Origin of the sequence: Nocardia amikacinitolerans (assembly GCF_900215415.1) — a bacterium.
Lineage (GTDB): Bacteria > Actinomycetota > Actinomycetes > Mycobacteriales > Mycobacteriaceae > Nocardia > Nocardia amikacinitolerans.
In genome coordinates this window covers 194630-213331 of sequence record NZ_OBEG01000005.1, presented here as the reverse complement: position 1 = coordinate 213331, position 18702 = coordinate 194630, and the positions used below count along the sequence as shown (strand labels likewise).

Genomic DNA, 18702 nt, shown 5'->3' with positions numbered 1-18702 from the left:
GGTCGGCCGATCGAAGACCGGCCGACCGGTGGCGCGTCAGTTCTGCGCCGCCCAGGAGCTCTGGAGCGCGGCGAGGGCGTCCTGATCGAGGCCGGAGACCGACATCGCCTCGTGCCGGTGCTCGTCCTCGTTCTCGGCGGGCGGGTTCGCCGCGGCCTCGTCCACCGCGGCGGCCAGTTCGGCGATGGTGAAGTACTCGAACACCAGCTGCGGGGTCAGCGGCAAGCCCGCCTCGCCCGCGCGGGCCGCCCACTGGATGGCGATGACGCTGTCGCCGCCGAGGCCGAAGAAGCCGTCGTCGCGGCCGACATCGGTGATCTCCAGCAGTTCCTCCAGGATGGCGATCAGGGTGCGCTCGGTATCGGTCTGCGGCGCTTCGCTTTCGCCGCCGGTGGAGCGGGCGGACGCGGGCGTCATGTGCACGACCGACCGGGCCTTGTCCCATTCGGCGGGCAGCACGTCCAGCTCGGTGAGCGCCCGGTCCGGCTGCTCGGCGAAGGCCTCGAACACCTTGGCCAGCACATCGGCGAAGATCTCGCCGGTCGCGGCCTCGTACAGGTCGGGGTTGACCACGACGCGCGCGATCAGGTCGCCGGTGGTGTCCACGGTGTAGTCGAAATGGAAGTCCATGAACGACACGTCGTAGAACTTGGCGATGCCCTTCAGCGTCGTCGCGCCGTCCTCGCTGAATGCGACCGGCGCCTGCCGGTGCCGGAAGTGCATCATCACCTGGAACAGCGGGTTGCGGGCCAGCGAGCGCGCCGGGTTGATGGTCTCGACGAGTCGCTCGAAGGGCACACCCTGCTTGCTGATCGCGTCCAGCGCCGAATCGCGCACCCGGTCGAGGACGACCCGAGGGGTCGGGTCACCCGAGACGTCGTTGCGCAGCACGACGACGTTGGCGAACAGGCCGATCAGGTCGTCGGTCGCCTCGCCGATGCGGTTGGCGACCGCGGCGCCGATGGCCAGATCGTCGCCCGCGCCGAGCGCGTTCAGTACCACCGCGCTGACGGCCTGGCACAGCATGAACTCGGTGGCACCGGCCTCCTCGGCTCGTGCCCTCGCCTTCTCCCAGATCGCGGCGGGTACGGTGCGCGCGGTGCCGATACCGTTGCGGCCCAGCGCTTGTGGACGCGGGCGGTCGTGTCCTACAGCTATCTCGTCCGGCAGCCCGGCCAGCGCCTCTCGCCAGTAGTCCAGCTGCGCCTGGCCGACAGCGCTGACCTCACGATCCGGTCCTCGGTCGAACATCTCCCGCTGCCACATCGCGAAATCCGCGAATTGAATGGGCAATTCGGACCACTCGGGGGCGGCGCCGCGCACGCGGGCGCGGTAGGCCGCAGTGAGATCGTCGACGAAGATCTGGCAGGACCTGCGGTCGGCGATGATGTGGTGCATCAGGATCGACAGCACGGTGGTCCGCTCGTCCAGCACGAGCAGCCGCAGTCGCAGCAGCGGCTCGGCTTGGAGGTCGAACACGTAGTCGGCGTCGGTGGTGAGTTCCTCGTCGAGCTTCGCCTCGTCACCGTTCAGGTCCAGGACAGGGACCTCGACGTGCGCGATGGGATGCACGAGCTGGTACGGCGTGCCCTCGTGCTCGGGGAACGTGGTGCGCAGCGACTCGTGCCTGGCCACCACGTCGTCGATCGCGGCGAACAGCGCGGCGCGGTCGATCGGTCCGTCGAACCGGATCGGATAGGTGACGTTCTCGCCGTCGATCGAACCCTCCATGCGCCGCTGCAACCAGTACGCGCGCTGCGAGTACGACAGCGGGATGTGCTCGGGCCGCTCCCTGCGCACCAGTTCCGGCCGCGAGCCGCGCGCCTCGGCGACGGCCTGGTCGGCGTCCGACGCCTCGGTCTCGCCGAGTTCGTCCAGGTCGATACCGAATTCGTCGAGGAACGAGGCGACCAGGTGCGCCGCGAGCCCGGCGACGGTCGGCTTGTCGAACGGCACGCGCATGTCGATCTCGATGCCGAACTCGGCGCGGATCATGGTGATCAGGCGGGCCGCGAGCAGCGAGTGGCCGCCGAGTTCGAAGAACGAGTCGTCGGCGCCGATGCGGTCCCGGTCGAACAGGGTGGCGTACAGCGCGGCGACGCGAATCTCGGTGGGCGTCTTCGGTTCCCGGTAACTGCGCGCCACCGCGAGCTCGGGCTTCGGCAGCGCGCGCTTGTCCAGCTTGCCGTGCGCGGTCAGCGGCACCTCGTCGATGACGGTGAGCGCCGCGGGCACCATGTACTCCGGCAGGCGGGCGCCGACGAACGCGCGCACCACGTTCAGGTCCAGCTCGACGCCCGGCTTGGGCACCACGTATCCGGCCAGGATCGGGCCGAGCGACTCGTGCTCGGTGACGATCACGACGCAGTGCGCGACACCCGGGTGATCGGTGACGGTGGCCTCGACCTCGCCGAGCTCGATGCGGTGTCCGCGCACCTTGACCTGCTCGTCGGCACGGCCGACGAACTCGATCTCGCCGTGCGCGTTGCGCCGCGCGAGATCGCCGGTGCGGTAGAGCCTTTCGCCGGGCAGGAAGGGATCCGCGACGAAACGCTCGGCGCTCAGGCCGGGTCGGTGCAGGTAACCGCGCGCCAGCTGGCGGCCGCCGAGGTAGATCTCGCCGACGACGCCGTTGGGCACCAGTTGCAGCGCCTCGTCCAGCAGGTAGAGGTACACGTTCTGGTTGGGAACGCCGATCGGCACGATGCCGGTGCCCTGCGGGCCTTCGACCGGCATGTGGGTCGAGCAGACCACGGCCTCGGTCGGGCCGTAGTGGTTGCGCAGCTCCGCGTCGAATTGGGTGGCGAACCGGTCGGCGACCTCGCCGGGCAGCGCCTCGCCGCCGACGGGCACGTGGCGCAGCGTGCGCCAGTCGTTGACCTCGGGAAGCACGAGGAAGGTCGCCAGCATCGACGGCACCATGTGCAGCACCGAAATGCCATGTCGGGTAACGAGATCCGCGACGTACGGAATGTCGCGGTAGGCGTTGGGCTTGGGCACCACGACTCGCGCGCCCGCCGCGAGCGTGACGAAGATGTCCATCAGCGAGGCGTCGAAGCTCACCGAGGTGGACTGCAACACCCGGTCCTGCGGTGTCAGGTCCCATTCGGCGTTGAAGCAGGCCAGGTGCTCGGCGATGGCGTCGTGCGGCACCGGCACGCCCTTGGGCTTGCCCGTGGAGCCCGAGGTGTAGATGACGTAGGCGGTGTTCGACGGGCGCAGCGGCGCGCGGCGTTCGGCGTCGGACGGGTCGGTCTCGGGGCGATCGGCGGCCTTGGCCTCGGCGGCGGCGAGCGCGTCGGCGTCGAGCACGAGCGCGGGCTCGGCATCCGAGAGCAGGTACTCGATGCGCTCGGCGGGGTAGGCCGGGTCGATCGGCAGGTAGGCCGCACCCGCCTTGAGCACCGCGATGGACGCGACGATGAACTCGACGGAGGTCGCCATGCGCAGCGCGACGATGTCCTCGGGCCCGACTCCGAAGCCGATCAGCCAGTGCGCCAAGCGGTTCGCGCGCCGGTTCAGCGCGTCGAAGGTCAGCTCGACGTCGTCGGACGCCACCGCGACGTGCTCGGGCGCCGCCGCGACGCGCTCCTCGAGCACGGCGACCAGGGTCGTCGCGGGCGTCTCGACGAGCGGGCCGTGCGAGGCGGCGAGCAGTTCGGCGCGGTCGGTGTCGCCGAGAATATCGATGTCGCGCAGGCGAAGCCGGGGGTCGCGCAGCGCGCTGTCGAGCAATTGCACGTAGTGGTCGAGGAATTGGGTGACCAGGTGCTCGTCCAGCGCGTCGACCAGGTAGGTCGCCTCGACCCGCGCACCGGCGCTGTCGAGCACCACCATTAGGCCCAGTTCCTCTTGGGCCACGCCGCTGCCCAGCGGCAGTTCGGCGGATTCGACGCCCGCGAGGTCGAAGCCGTTGGCCTCGCCGCGCACACTGAAGCTGAGCTGCACCAGCTGCGCCATCGCGTCGCGACCGGCGACGCGCTCCGGGCCGACCTCGCGGACCACGCGGTCGATGCCGACGCCCTGGTGGCCGAACGCGCCGACGCACGCGGTGCGGGTCTGCTCGAGCAGGGCGGCGAAATCGGCGGAGCTGTCCAGGTCCGCGCGGACGAGCACCGCGTTGCCGAAGTAGCCGATGAGGCCTTCCGCGCCCGCGCGCCGGTTGACGACCGGAACCGAGACGAGGAAATCCGTTGCGGCGGTGTACCGGTGGATCAGCGCTTCGAACGCGGCGAGCAGCACCGTGAACGGCGTCGCCGAGTGCTCGCGGGCGAGATCGGTGACGCGGGCCATCAGCTCCGCCGACAGCGGCCGCGTCCGCTTGTCGGCATTCTTCGACGGGGTGCCGACCGCCGCCTTGCTCGGCAGCTCGAGGCGTTCGGGCAGCGGCGTCAGGTTCTCGCGCCACCAGGCCAGATCCGCGTCCGAGCCGCTGTCCGCGCCGACCTCCACGTCGACGTACTGGGCGCGCAGTTCCGGCAGGTCCTCCCCGCGGTAGGCGGCGTTGACCTCGGCGAAGAACACCGGCCACGAGTCGTCGTCCCAGCCCACGTGGTGCACGACCAGGATCAGCACGTGCTCGTCGGAGGCGGTGCGGGCCAGGGTCGCTCGCAGCGGCAGGTCGGTGGTCAGATCGAAGGGGCGCGCGAACTCGCGGCGGGCGAGCACCTCGACCCGCAGGTTCCTGCTCGCCTCCGGGAGCGCGCTGAGATCGTGCTCCTGCCAAGGCAATTCGACGTCGTCGCGGGACACCTGGAACGGCTCGCCATCCGCGTCCACGCCGTAGGTGGTGCGCAGCACCTCGTGCCGGGCCAGAACGGTGGCGCAGGCCGCGCGCAGCCGCTCGGCGTCCAGCGCCCCGGTCAGCCGGTAGGCGACGCAGACGTTCAGTGTGGTGTCGGCCGGATCGAGACGCTGCACGAACCACATGCGCCGCTGAGCCTCCGACAGCGGGCTCGGCTCGCCGCTGATGCGGGTGCGCACCGGCTCCGGCGCGGCCGCCTTCACGGCGTTTTCGCGCAATCGGCTCTGTAGCAACTGCTTACGACGCTCGAGAATGTCGTCTGACATGGTGGTCCTTCGATTCGGCTTACGGTCTTGGGGTTCCGGGTTCACGCGGGCGTCGCGGGCGGCCCGCCGACGGCGACGGGCGCGATGGCGCGGGCCAGCGCCGCGACGGCGGCGTGCCAGATCTCGGCGAGCCGCGCCACCTCGGCGGCGGTGAACAGGGCGTCGCTCCACCGCAGAAGGGTGACCAGCTGCGGCCCGGCGTCGGTGGGCTGCACGCCCGCGATGACGTCCATGGCGTACCGGAGCGGGAAATCGGGTTCGGGTGCGGTCGGCAACTGGGTGAACAGCTCGACCTCGTGGACCGGCGACCACGGCTTGCGGGTGACGGCCAGATCCATCCGACCGAGGTAGTCGAACAGCACCTGCGGCTCGGGTGCCGCGGCGAGTTCGGCGTCTGCCTGGAGATAGCGCAGCACGCCGTAGTCGACGCCGTTGTTCGGCACCGCGGCGAGCGTCGCGGCGACCGAGGCGAGCAGCGCCCGCGCCGCGGCCGGATCCTGCTCGGCGGCAGCCACATCCACCGCGTCCGCGCCCGCGCCGAAGCGCGCGGGGAAGACGCTGGTGAACCAGCCGACCGTCTGCGCGGTGTCGATATCGTCGCCGAGCACCTGATCCTCGCGGCCGTGGCCCTCCATCGCGAGGTACGCGCCGCCGCTGGCGTCTTCGCCGCGTTCCCGGCGCCAAGTGACCAAGGTTGCGGTCAACGCGGCGAGCAGGAATTCGCGCACGCCGAGCTCGCCGGTGAGTCCGTCGAGAACCGCGGCGGTCGTCTCGGGCGCGGTGAACAGTGGCTGCACATGGTAGGAGGACCAGGTGTCAGTGCTCGGGTCCGGCCGGCGGGCCGCCAGCACCGGGTCCGGCGCGGTCGTCTGCGCGACCCAGTAGTCGCGCTGCGCCGCGACCTCCGCGCTGCCCGCGCGGGCGCGGGTCCGCTCGGCCCAGGTGCGGTAGGACGTGTACTCCACCGGCGGATCGAGTTCCGGCGTGCCGGCCGACACCTGTTCCCAGGCCGCCGCCAGGTCCGCGCAGATGATGTGCCAGGAGACCGGGTCCACCGCGAGGTGGTGGATGTTGAGCAGCAGCAGGCCGGGGCCGTCGGCGCGGGTGAACCAGACCGCGCGCACCAGATCGCCGGTGAGCGGGTCGATCTCGTCGGCGACCGCTTGGGCATGGGCGCCGAGTTCCGTCGGGAAGTTCTGGCCCGCTTCGATTTTCGTCAAGATGTCCGCAGCGCGCACGACGCCCGGCTCGCGGGTGACGACGTCGTAGCCCGCCGCGGTCTCGACGAAGCGGGCACGGAGCATGTCGTGACCGTCCAGCAGGGACTGGAGGACCGCTTCCAGGCGCGGGCCGTCCACGTCGGCGGGCAGCTCCAGCAGGGTGTTCAGCGCTAGCCTGCGGTAGTTGCCGTGCTCGTGCATCCACGACAGGATCGGCACCTGACCCACCGAGCCGTATTCGGCCACAGCACCGGCCCTTTCGGAGCCCGCGCCCGCGTCGATGGCCGCCGCGAGTTCGCGGATCGATCCCGCGGTCAGCACCGCGCGCGGGCTCGTCGCGATGCCCTTGCGGCGCAACGCGTTCACCAGCGAGATGGCGACAATGCTGTCCAGACCGAGCTCGACCAGATGCTCGTCGATACCGGGCTCCGCGCCGCCGGTGAGTTCGGCGACGGTCGCGCACAGCGTGCGTTCGGTATCGGTGGTCGGCGCGGTGCTCACCGCCGCGCTGTCCAGCGCCGCCGTCGCCAGCGCCTCTAGCTGCCGCGCGTCGAGCTTGCCGTTGCTGGTCACCGGCAGGCCGTCGACTGTCAGGATGCGGTGCGGCACCATGTAGCCGGGCAGCCGCTCGGCGAGTTCGGCTCGGAGCCGCGCGGATTCGAGTTCCGCGCCCACCGCGAAGCCGAGGAGCACCGGTCCGCTCGGGCGGCGCAGTACCAAGACCGCGGCCTCACGGACGCCGGGCAGCGCGTGCAGCGCGGCCTCGATGTCGCCGATCTCGATGCGGTAGCCGCGGATCTTCACCTGGTCGTCGGCGCGGCCCAGGTAGGCGAAATCACCGGAGGGCAAGCGCCGCACCAGGTCTCCGGTGCGGTACATGCGCTGACCCGGCCGGAACGGGTCCGCGACGAAGCGCTCGGCGGTGATGCCCGGCTTGCCCGCATAACCGCGCGCCAGCTGCGCGCCGGAGAGGTAGAGCTCGCCGATGACACCGTGCGGCGTCGGACGCAACCGCGAATCGAAGACGTAGCCCGTCATTCCGGTGGTGGGCGAGCCGATGGTCGGCGTCGCCTTCGGGTCGGAGACGGACGCGACCACCGCTTCGACCGTGGTCTCCGTGGGTCCGTAGCAGTTGTGCACGGCGGTATTCGGCAAGGCGCACAGCTGTTTCCACAGCGGTACGCCGATGGCCTCGCCGCCGAGGGCGAGGACCGCGAGGTCCGAACCGCGTTCGTGCACCAGGCCCGCGGCGGCCAGCTGGGCGAACATCGACGGCGTTGTGTCGATCATGTCGATGCCGTGCCTGCCGATTCCGTCGACCAGACGCTGCGCGTCGCGCATCTCCTCGGCGTCGAACAGGTGGATCGACTGGCCGTCGAGCAGGCCGATCATCGGCTGCCAGGACGCGTCGAAGCTCAACGACCAGGCGTGTGCGATACGCAGCGGCCTGCCGAGCCGAGCCGTCGCGGGCCGGTACACCCGGTCGCGGTGGTCGGCGAAGTAGGAGGCCAGTGCGGCGTGGGTGCCCATGACGCCCTTGGGTTCTCCGGTCGATCCGGAGGTGAATATGAGGTACGCGCACTGTTCCGAATGCCCGGCAACGGGGGCCGTGAGCGCCGCGGAGTCGGTCACGACCGCGCCGAACGCCTCGACCGGCGGCAGCGACTCGATCTCGTCGAGCGCGGGCACACCCGCGCCGTCCACCAGGATCAGACGCGGATTCGACTGACGCACAATCGATTCGATCCGCGCCGCGGGCAGCGTGATGTCGACCGGCACGTACGCCGCGCCCGCGGCGAGCACACCGAGAATCGCCACGATGGACTCGGCCGAACGCGGCATCGCCAGAGCGACAACATCTTCCGAACCGATACCGCGCGCCGCCAGACCACCGGCCAGACGCAGCGCGGCGTCGGAGAGCTCCCGATAGGTGTAGCGCTCGCCCTCGGTGCTCAACGCCAACGCGTCCGGCGTCGCGGCCACCTGGCGGGCGAACAGCTCCGGCACCGTCACGCCAAGCACGTCGGTGGCGGGCGACGCGGGCGGTTGCGGCCGCTCCCCCGGCAGCAGCACGTCGAGCGAATCCTGTCCCGCCTCACCGATATCGGGCAGCTGGCGCAGCACCTCCACCAGGCGCGCGCCCAGGTCGGCGGGCGAGATCTCGCCGAGCACCGCTTCGACGGCCTCCACCACCACGGCCAGTTCGCCGTTGAGCAGATACGACACGACCGCGAGCGGGTAGTGGGTCAGGCTCTCCGACGCGGTCGGCCGGAACGTGGTGCCGTCCGCGGTGGTTATCGCCTGGAGCACGTCGGCGACCGGCGCGTTCTCGTACACGAAGAGCGTGTCGAACAGCGCGCCGCGCCCGGTGGCCCGCTGAATCGCGGACAGGCTCAGATATCCGTTGTCGCGCATGGTCGCCGACGCGCGCTGCAACTGGGCGCAGCCTTGCGCAACCCCGCCCGCGGCGGCCAGCTCGTCGAGCCGGATGCGCACCGGGATGGTGTTGATGAACAGGCCGATCATGGTCTCGACACCGGCCAGCTCGTCCGGCCTGCCGGAGACGGTGGTGCCGAAGACGACGTCGCCGCGGTCGGTCAGCCTGCCGAGCAGGATCGCCCACGCGAACTGGACGACCGTGTTCATGGTCAGCCCGTTCGCGCGGGCCCAGCGCTGCACCCGGTCGGTATCGGCGCCGTCGAGGACCACCTTGTGAATGGTCGGCACGATCGTGTTCACCGCCGCGTCGGCGCGGTCGGCGAGAATCAGCGGGTCGACGTCGGCGAGGTAGTCGGCCCATTCGCGCAGGGTGGCGTCGTTGTCGCGGGCGGCCAGCCAGCCGATGTAGTCGCGGTAGGGGCGCGGCGCGGGCAGCGCGGCCGCCGAGCCGCCCGCCTGGTAGACCGCGAACAGCTCGCGGAAGAACACGCCGAGCGACCAGCCGTCCATCAGGATGTGGTGGGCGGTCACGATCATCCGGTGCGACCCGTCGGGGAGGGCGACCATCGCGACGCGCAGCGCCGGACCGCGCGACAGGTCGAAGCCGTGGCGCGCCTCGGAGGCCACGATCGCTTCGAGTTCCCGTTCGTCGGCGGCCCTTTCGAACCACGGCAGCTCCACCGAGCTGGGCACGATCTGCACCGGCTTGGGCACGTCGCGGTCCCAGAACGCGGCGCGCAGGTTGGCGTGCCTGCGCAGGATCGCCTCGACGCTGCGGCGCAGCAGCGCCACGTCGACCGGGCCCGCGACCTCGATCACGAACTGCATGTTGTACAGGTCGTCGTCACCGGCCAGCTTGGCGAGCGAGAACAGGCCCTCCTGCAACGGGCTGAGGGCGAGCACGTCCTCGATCTGCGGCGGCGCCGCCTTGCGCTCGGGCGCCTGCGTGGTCTCCGACATTCCAGCGGACTCCTCAGCCTTTGTTCTCGGACATCAGCGACACGACGTCATCCAGGGACGCGCCGCCGAGAATGGCGGCGACGGGGAGGTCGCGGTTCAGTTCGGCCTTGAGCCGTTTGCGCAGATCCAGCGCCTGCAACGAGTCCATGCCGAGCGAGACGAGCGGGACCGAGCCGTCGATGGTCTCGCTGCCGTCGGAGAGCATGACGCGGTCCAGCTCCCTGCGGATGCGTTCGGCGAAGCCCGCTTCGGGGACCGACGGCACGGAAATCACCGGGGCAGCGGTCGTCTCGGCGCGCACCGGCTCGGCGGCCGGTGCGGGCGTCGGCGCGGGAGCCTGTTCGGCGAGCGCGTCGAGTGCGGGGGCGAAAACCGGTTCGAGCCCGACGGTTTCGGTGACGTCGCGCAGCTTCGACCAGTCGGCCGCGAGCACCAGGCTGTTGGCGGAGGTGTCGGCCAGCCCGGCCGCCACCGCCTCGGCGGCCGCCATCGGCAGCAGACCGGAGCCCTCGATCCTGGCCTCGACCGCCGCGTCGGCCTCGGCGGGCAGCACCCACAGACCCCACTGCACCGACGCGCACGCGCGACCCTCGGCGCGCAGCCGCAAGGCCATGGCGTCGAGCATGCGGTTGGCGCCCGCGTAGAGCGCCTGGCCCCAGCCGCCGAGGGTGGCGGCGAAGGACGAGCACAGCAGCACGGTGGCTGCTGGCGTCGTCGGCAGGGCGCGCAGCACCTCGCCGAAGCCGACCACCTTGGCGGCGCCCGCCTGTGCCACGGCCGCGGCGTCGGCGTCCGTCGCGGCGGAGTAGACGTAGTCGACGGCCGCGTGCGCGAGCAGGCTCACCGGGCGTTCCGCGTACCGGGCGGCCAGTCCGGCGACCGCGGCGGGATCGCTGATGTCGCAAGCCAATACATCGATCTCGGCGTTGCCGAGTGCGCGGACGGCGCGGAGTTTTTCGGTCAGCGCGGCGGTCTCCCCGCTGCGGTTCACCAGGGTGATCCGGCGCGCGCCGTCGCGGACGAACTGCGCGCAGAACTCCAGGCCGACGTGCCCGGTGCCGCCGAGGATCAGCACCTCGGCGAGATCGGGAGCGGCGGTAGTCGGGGCCTGCTCGGCCACGACGAGTCGCTTGGCGTGCAGCTTGCCGTCACGCATCGCGAGTTCGGGCTCACCCGCGAGTTGCACGGCTTCCAGAATTTTGTCGGCGGGCAGCTTCTGCCCCAGCGCCGGGTAGTCCGCGGGCAGGTCGAGGCGGCGGAAGGTGACGCCGATGCGTTCCAGCGCGACGCAGCGGAAGGCCGCACCGGCCGCCGCAGCGGCGAGCGCGGGAATCTCGTTCTCGCCCACCGCTTCCGCACCCGCCGTCACCAGCCAGCACTCGGTGACACGAGGGCCGAGCGCCGCGAGCCAGCCCTGATCGGTCGCGAAATCGGCGAACTCGGCGACCGCCGCCGCTTCGTCGGCGGCGCTGCTGGGCGGCAGCAGCACCACGACGGTGTCGGCCTGTTCGACGGGCGAACCGTCGAACATCGTCACCGAGGCGACGTGCCGTTCGGCACGCTCGCGCAGCGCGGCGGACAGTTCGGCGCAGCGACCATCGCGGTCCACGACGACCACCGAGCGCGGCGGCGACATCGTGCGGCGCGAGAGCCGAGTCCAGTTCTCCACCAATCGAACCGGCGCGACTTCGGTCGTCGCCACCGTCTCGGCGGCGGACCCGTAGTGCGCCCACAACCGCTTCGGCGACATCTGAGTGTGCGGGAAGTTCGGCAGCGGAAGGCGGACCGCGGAGCCTGCCACTTTCAGGCTCTGCCAGTCGTAGTTCAGGTCGTGCACGGCGAGAGTCGCGAGGTTGCGCGTGAAATCCTCCAGCCCGACCGCGGTGCGCCGCGAGGTGCCGAGCACCTGGAAGTCGCGCGGTCCGGTGGCCGGGTCCTCCGGCACCGTCGCCAGGTTCTCCTGCAACGCCAGTTGCAGCGTGGGGTGTTCGGCGACCTCGATGAAGGTGTCGACCTCGGCGGTGGAGGCAACGACAGCGCGATCGAAGCGGACGCGGTTGCGCAGGTTCCAGTACCAGTACTGCCGGTGCGTGATGTCCGGGGTGATCGGCCCGCCGAGAGTGCCGCCGTAGCAGGTGATCTCGGTGGGCGAGAAGGTCGGCGCGCTCATCTCGTCGCCGAGCACCCCCTCCATCTCCTTGCGAATCCTGATCAGGAACGTGGTGTGCGCCGGATAGGCGACCTTGATCTCCTTGGCGAACTTCCCGTCGGCGTTGGCCATCGCCACCATGTCGGCGACGGTGTCCTGGTCGCCGGAAATGGCGAGGATGTGCGGCGCGTTCACGACGGCGAGCTCGGCCCAGCCGGAATGCCTGGCCAGCAACGCCTCGCACGCCTCGCGGTCCATGCCGAGCACGGCCATCGAGTACTGCTCGGGGTAGACGATCTCGTCGACGAAGCGCGCGCGGTGGGTTACGGCCAGCACCGCGTCGCGCCGGGTCATGATGCCCGACACCCAGCCCGCGGCGAGTTCGCCTTGGCTGTGGCCGATCGTCGCGACCGGGCGCACCCCGTACGCCTGCCACATGGCGGCCAAGCCGGACATGTGGAACATCAAGGCGGGCTGCACTTCCCAGACCGTGTCCTGGTACTCGCCCTCGTTTCCGAGCAAGTAGTGGAACGGCGCGATGTGGCCGTAGCGCTGTTGATGGATCTCGACGCAGGCGTCGACCTCGGCGCGGTACTCCGGTGAGTTCTCGTAGAAGGAGCGGCCCATGCCAGGCCGCTGGCTGCCCTGGCCGGGGAACACGAAGCCGACGCGACGTGGCGCGGCGAGGCCGACAGTGCTCACCACCGCGGAATGCGGCGCGTCCGCGACGACGGCGCGCAGCGCGTCGATCAGGTCGTCGCGGGTGCGCACCATCGCGAGTGCTCGGCGGCGACGCGCGATCCTGGTGCGGAACAGCATGTCCGCCACGGCATCCGGCGTCACACGCTCGTGGCGCTCCAGGTAGGAGAGCACGGCGGCGGCTTCGGCGCGCAGCCCGTCGGCGGTGTCGGAGGACAGCAGCACCGGAACGGCGCCGTCCGGGAGACGGTAATCAGGCATCGATATCCTCCAGAACCGGCATGGCCAGGATGGCGTGCGCGTTCGTGCCCGCGACGCCGAACGACGAGACCGCGCCGTAGCGGAAGCCCTCGTGCGCGTCCCACGGCTCGAGCTCGGTGGCCAAGCGCAGGCCGGTCGCGCTCCAGTCGACCGCGGTGGCGGGGTCGTCCGCGTGCAGTGTCGGCGCGATCTGGCCGTTGGCGCCGCACAGCAGCACCTTGATCAGCCCGAGCATGCCCGCGGCGGCTTGGGCGTGGCCGACATTGGTCTTCACCGAGCCGAGCCGGGGCCCGCGCTCGACGTCGGCGCCGTAGGTGTTGCACAGGGCGGTGAGTTCGAGCGGGTCGCCCACCGGTGTTCCGGTGCCGTGCCCCTCGACGAGGCCGATCAGGCTCGGGTCGATGCCCGCCGCGTCGATCGTCTTGCGCACCAGCGCTTCCTGCGCCTGCGCGCTGGGCACGGTGATCGGCGCGCCCTTGCCGTTGTGGTTGACCCTGGTGGCGAGCACCCTGGCGTACACGCGGTGGCCGAGCTCGCGCGCCCGCGACTCGCGTTCCAGCACGACGACGCCCGCACCCTCGCCCCACACGGTCCCCGTGGCGTTCGCGGAGTAGGCGCGCAGGTGACCGTCCACGGCCAGCGCGTTATTGATGGCGAATTCGTAGAACGCGGCGGGCGAACCCATCACGCACACGCCGCCGGCCAGCGCCCAGTCGCATTCGCCGTTCCGGATCGCGGCGGCGGCCTGGTGCACCGCGGTCAGCGATGACGCGCACGCGGTGTCCACGGTGACCGACGGCCCGACCAGACCGAGCCCGTGCGAGATGCGCCCGGCCACCGCGCCGAGCGCGGTGCCGACGACTCGGTACCCCGTGTACTCGTTGACTTCCGCTGCGCGCGGACCATATTCGATGAACGAGGCGCCCATGAAACAGCCCACCTCGTCACCTGCCAGCGCGCCGGGGTTGATGCCCGCGTGCTCGAGTGCGCGCCAGGCCACGCGCAGCGCGACCCGCTGCTGCGGATCCATGGCGACCGCTTCGCGCGGCGTGATGCCGAAGAATTGCGGATCGAATTCCGTCGCCCCGGTAAGGAACCCACCGGCGTCGGGAACCGCGCCCCACCCTTCGTTGCGTTGCAGGGAGAAAACTTCCCGCAGCGGCCATTCCCGGTCGCGCGGAAAAGGTCCGATCAATTCTCGTGATTCGGCGAGCGCCGACCAGAAATCGTCCAGATTGTCGACGCCCCCCGGCGCCTCCACCGCCATACCGGCGATGACAATGTGATCTTCTTCCCCCGAAACAGCGCGTGCCATGCCAAACCTAACGTGCGAATTCGCGAACTATCTCGCGGAAAGAACTTCGGACGTCAGCAATTCCGCGATGCCGTCCACGTGGTCGTTCAGGTAGAAATGTCCGCCGTCGAAAAGGGTGACGGTGATGTCCTGCTCGCTGTGCGTCGCCCACTCCTGCAGGTGCCGCGCGGTGACGTGCTCGTCGTCGGAGCCGCCCATGACGTGCAGCCTGGCGCGCAGCTTGACCTCGGGCCCGCACACGTAGCGGTCGAAGGCGGCGTAGTCGGCCTTGAGCGCGGGCAGCGTCATGCGCATGATCTCGCGGCTGCCGAGCACATCCGCGCCGGTGCCGTTGAGCGCGGCGAGGTGATCGAGCAGCTCTTCATCCTCGGTCGGGTGTTGCGGCATATCGACGACGCGGTACGGAGCCACTGCGCCCGAGGCGCCGAACAGGTTCACCTCGACGCCGGCGGCCTCGGCCTGGCGGACGAATTCGAACCCGACCATCGAACCCATGCTGTGCCCGAAGACGGTAACCGGCTCGCCGCGGTGGTATTCCGACTCGAGGAACGCGCTCAGCGCTCCCGCCGCCACCTCGGGCAGGGTCGCCGGCATCGGCTCGGCGGCCCGGTCTTGGCGGCCCGGGTATTGGAAGATCACGACGTCGAAATTCTCGCTGAGCGCCTTGGAGAAGGTGCGGTAGGCGGAGGCGCCGCTGCCCGCGTGCGGGAAAATCAGCAACGTCGGGCTCGAGTCCGAGCTCGGCTTGTGGAATTTGCGAATCCACCCAAGGGTTTTCGGCATAACGGCTCCTGCATCACGGTTTCGCTGCGCTAGCCGCTCGACGCCGCCGTCGAACTGGCGACGGGCCGGGCAACGCTAACTCAGCGACGTTAGCATAGGGTAACCTTACCGATGTAAGCCTAGGGTAACCTTACGGCGACTGTGCAGCCGAGCGAACGGGAGCCCTAGCACGATGAACCAGACCGGGACGCCGTACGTCCTCAAGCGCGAATTGACCGATGTCGCAGAGGAGGTCCGCAGCGCACCGGCCCCGGTGGTTCCCGAGTTCGACGAACCGTTCGGCCTACGACTGGCCGATCCGGAGGGCGGCGATCCGGACATGCTCGCCGAGTGGATGGCGCTGCCGCACCTGCTGGAGACCTGGGAACAGGACTGGCCAGCGGACCGCCGCAGGCTCGACTTCCTCGCGCAGTTGGCCGGAACCTATTCGCGGCCGTGCATTCTCAGCTACGACTTCGCCGCGATCGATCGCCCCGAGCTCGGCCGTCGCGATATCGCCTACGTCGAGATCTACCGTGCGGCCAAGGACGAGAACGGCCGACTCTACGACGCCGACCCACTCGACATGGGATTCCACATCGCCACCGCGGATTCGAACCTGATCGGCCGCGGCGTCATGTCGGGATGGATGGACCGGCTGGCCGCCGCGCTGTTCGCTGCCGAGCCGGCGTGCAGGCGTCTGATCTGCGATCCGGACTACCGCAACGCACCGATGCGCAAGGCGCTGCTGAAGAACGGCTGGGTCGAACTCGGCGAGTTCGACGTGCGGCCGGACCGCCGGATCGCGCTGCACATCATGCCGCGCACGGCGGCGGACATGCCCGCGATCCGGCTCTGAACCTCAGCCGAAGGCCCTGTCCCGGTTTCTCGTCGCCGCGGACCGGGCCTTCGCCGATTCGGTGCGCAGCACGCGATCCGAAAGCTCGCCAAGGCAGCTGAGATTCGGGAAACCGGGTCCCTGCGCCAGCGCGGCGAGGTTCGGCAGATACAGCTTCGCGTCCAGACCCTGCACGGCGAGGTCGTAACCGATCGACGCTTCGATCCTGGCCTGCGTCAGCTGCCCGCCGACCGCGAGCTCCAACAGGTCGGCGGCGTTGGCGTCGAACATCTCCAGGAACCACAGCGGCTGTCCGCCGGTCGCGTCGATCACCAGATCGAAGTTGTGGATCTGGTCGGGGCGCATCTCGTTGCGCAGCGTCAGCGCGACGCCGTCGCCATTGTCGGCGACCCGCACGACCCGGCCCTGCATGTGGTGCACGCGGTTGTCGGCGAGCAGGCTTTCCTGCACCCGCACGGAGAACACGCCGCGGTCGGTGCGCCGGATGACGTCTCTGCGCTCCTCGGTGCTCAGCGATCCCCACTTGATCGGATCGCTGAACAGCGAGTTCTCGAAATAGCTTTCGCCGCGCGTGTAGATGGTGGCCATCGGGGAGATCACCGAGATGGAAAGCATGCCGTGGCGGACCAGCTCGTCCAGCGCCGAACCGGCCGTCTCGCCGCCGCCGATCACGGCCGCGCGCGAGGAGACCGGCAGCTTGCGCTTGCCCGCGAGGTCCCAGAATTCCGCGACACTGAGCACCCTGGGGTGCTTGGCGAGGGCCTTCTCGCTGCGGCCCGGACCGGTGATCATCAGTGCGTCGGCGTCGATTTCGGTCGGAATGCCGTCGGCGTCGACCGCGGTGATCAGCCAGCCGTCGGCCGCGGCGGCGATGGTACGCACGGTGCCGAGCACGAGCTCGAAATCGGTTCGCGCGGCGACCCACTGGAGGTACTTGGCCCAGACGTGGTGCTGCGGACTGGGACGTCCACGGTCGATCCACTCGGCGTAGGTGCCCTGGTCCACCAGGAAGGAGGTCCAGCTGAACGCCGTCATGGCCTCGTTGATCGCGCGGTTGTGGCCGCGCGCCCAGGTGGAGTGGTAGGGGAAGCCCACGTCCTTCTCCGGGCTGGTACCGAGCCGGTGCTGGCCGTCGGTCCAGCCGCCGCTCGGCAGCCAATTGCCGCCCACCGTCTGCGCTTCCACCACGACGACCCGCGGCGCGGGCAGCCCCAGTTCGCGCAGTACGTGCGCCTTGGCGGCGACGGCCATCGCCTTCGGACCCGCGCCGATCACCACAAGTGTTTCCACCGGTTCTCCCACTCTCACATCGCGCGTATCCGTGTTCGCGCCCACATCGACGAGCCCCCGCCTTCATGTTTGCATAGGCTTACCTTACAGTGAACCGCAGTGTCGATCCCCACAGCGGGGAAAGCACTCCGGCACGAGAACGATGGGAAGTACTTTCATGATCAGCACCCGAAAGAAGCTGGGCGCGGCGGCCTTTGCCGCCGCCACCCTGGTCGGCGCGTTCGGCACCGTCACCACCGCCGCGATCGCCGAGGCCGCGCCGATCACCGCTCCGCTGCAGACCAAGGCGCCGAGCACCGGCGAACTGCGGGCGAAGATGGCGCTGCTGTTCAACGCGGGTGCGCCGCGCACCGCGCGCGCCGCCGAGCTGGAGACCGGCGCCGCGGGCCTCGGTGTCTTCGACACCGCGGCCACGCTGATCGCCATCGCCCCGCCGAGCTGGCGCTGGGACATCACCGGCCCGGTGACCGTCAACGGCGACACCCTTTCGGCCGTGCTGTACACCGCCACCGAGGGCTACGAGCCGTGGACCTTCGACCTGACCTGGAAGCAGATCGACGGCACCTGGAAGCTGAGCCGCGAATCCGTCTGCACCATCGGCAACTTCGTCGGCCAGGGTTGCTGAGCGGCCTCCGCGCGATCGGCCCCCGCTTCGGCGGGGGCCGATGTCGTTTCGCCGGAGCCGTGACATTAAACTCAGCTTAGGCTAACCTCACCTCATGGGCAGAGGTTTCAACGGCGTCATTGTGAAAGCGTGGGGCGGTCAGGACTACCGGCTCACCGTCACCGCGACGGAATACGTCACCGACAAGTACATTCGACTGGGCTTCGACGCGGGCGGCCTGCTCGCCGACCACCCGGTGCACCCGACCCAGTGGATCCGCCTGTGGATCCCCGACCTCGAGACCGAGAAGCGGCACCACCGCGGCTACACGCTGGTCGACCCCGATCCCGAGGGTGACAAGTTCGCCATCGAGTTCGCCGTGCACGACGGCCCCGCAGCGCGCTGGGCCATCAACGCGGCGGTCGGCGACGTGCTGGACGCGACGGTGCTCGGCTCCAATTTCGAACTCCCAGAAACAGCGCCGAGCGAATATCTGATGTTCGGCGACACCGCCTCGCTGCCCGCGATCAACTCGCTGCTCGACGCGATCGGCGACGTTCCGGCCCGGGTGTGGCTGGAATGGCAGTACGAATCCGACCAGACGCTGCCCGTGCGCAACAAGCCGCACCACCAGGTCACCTGGTTGCAGCGCGTCGATGACGGTCGGCTGCTGCGCGAGCAGTCGCAGGAGATCTCCTGCCCGGCGGACGCTTTCGCGTGGGTGGCGTGCGATGGCCACACCACGCGATCGATCGTCAAGACGCTGAAGCAAACCCACAACCTGCCGAAGACCGCGATCAAGTCGCAGGCGTACTGGAAGTAGATCTCCGCGTTCGCTCCGGCCGCGCGCTGTGCGCACACTCCACATTCGCTCCGGCCATGCGGGCCGGGCGCACACTCCGCGTTCACTCCGGCCATGCGGGCCGGGCGCACACTCCGCGTTCACTCCGGCCATGCGGGCGGGCGCACCTCCGCATCCGCGGCGGCCATACGGGCCGGGCGCACCTCCGCGTTCGCTGCGGCCGCGCCGGCTGTAGCGGCAGATTTGATCTGCGGCTTGGTTTTTGGGCTGGC

The 18702-nt window shown here is 70.0% G+C and carries 9 protein-coding genes; 3 read left to right on the top strand and 6 right to left on the bottom strand.

Annotation, left to right across the window (positions count from 1 at the left end; translation table 11 throughout):
* Positions 1-36: 36 nt before the first annotated feature.
* The 5 genes from CRP45_RS22885 to CRP45_RS22865 are packed head-to-tail and all read right to left on the bottom strand — an operon-like array spanning position 37 to position 14896.
* Positions 37-5070 carry a non-ribosomal peptide synthetase gene (locus CRP45_RS22885; protein WP_097246876.1) on the bottom strand — a complete coding sequence of 1678 codons (5034 nt, stop codon included), beginning with the start codon at positions 5068-5070 and terminating at the stop codon, positions 37-39.
* 41 nt (positions 5071-5111) lie between these two features.
* On the bottom strand, positions 5112-9689 hold the full coding sequence (locus CRP45_RS22880) for a non-ribosomal peptide synthetase (RefSeq protein ID WP_097246875.1): 4578 nt from the start codon (positions 9687-9689) through the stop codon (positions 5112-5114).
* Positions 9690-9702: 13 nt separating this feature from the next.
* Entirely contained in the window at positions 9703-12798 is a 3096-nt protein-coding gene (gene nbtC, locus CRP45_RS22875) for a nocobactin polyketide synthase NbtC (protein WP_097246874.1), read from the bottom strand.
* Entirely contained in the window at positions 12791-14113 is a 1323-nt protein-coding gene (locus tag CRP45_RS22870) for a beta-ketoacyl [acyl carrier protein] synthase domain-containing protein (RefSeq protein WP_097246873.1), read from the bottom strand. The genes nbtC and CRP45_RS22870 overlap by 8 nt, the downstream gene beginning before the upstream one ends.
* 27 nt (positions 14114-14140) lie before the next feature.
* Complete coding sequence (locus CRP45_RS22865; RefSeq protein ID WP_097246872.1) at positions 14141-14896, bottom strand: thioesterase II family protein; 756 nt, start codon at positions 14894-14896, stop codon at positions 14141-14143.
* Between the two features lie 172 nt (positions 14897-15068).
* Between CRP45_RS22865 and CRP45_RS22860 the strand changes: the two genes are divergently transcribed.
* Complete coding sequence (locus CRP45_RS22860; protein ID WP_097246870.1) at positions 15069-15734, top strand: GNAT family N-acetyltransferase; 666 nt, start codon at positions 15069-15071, stop codon at positions 15732-15734.
* A 3-nt stretch (positions 15735-15737) separates the two neighbouring features.
* Here the strand turns inward: CRP45_RS22860 and CRP45_RS22855 are convergent, their stop codons facing one another.
* On the bottom strand, positions 15738-17024 hold the full coding sequence (locus CRP45_RS22855; RefSeq protein ID WP_245910350.1) for a SidA/IucD/PvdA family monooxygenase: 1287 nt from the start codon (positions 17022-17024) through the stop codon (positions 15738-15740).
* A gap of 157 nt (positions 17025-17181) precedes the next feature.
* On the opposite strand from CRP45_RS22855, the gene CRP45_RS22850 reads away from it, so the two are divergent.
* Positions 17182-17649, top strand: a complete 468-nt coding sequence (locus CRP45_RS22850; protein ID WP_097246869.1) for an MTB12 C-terminal domain-containing protein — start codon at positions 17182-17184, stop codon at positions 17647-17649.
* A 94-nt stretch (positions 17650-17743) separates the two neighbouring features.
* A complete protein-coding gene (locus CRP45_RS22845) occupies positions 17744-18451 on the top strand; it encodes a siderophore-interacting protein (protein ID WP_097246868.1) in 708 nt (235 codons plus the stop codon).
* The last annotated feature ends 251 nt before the right edge of the window (positions 18452-18702 follow it).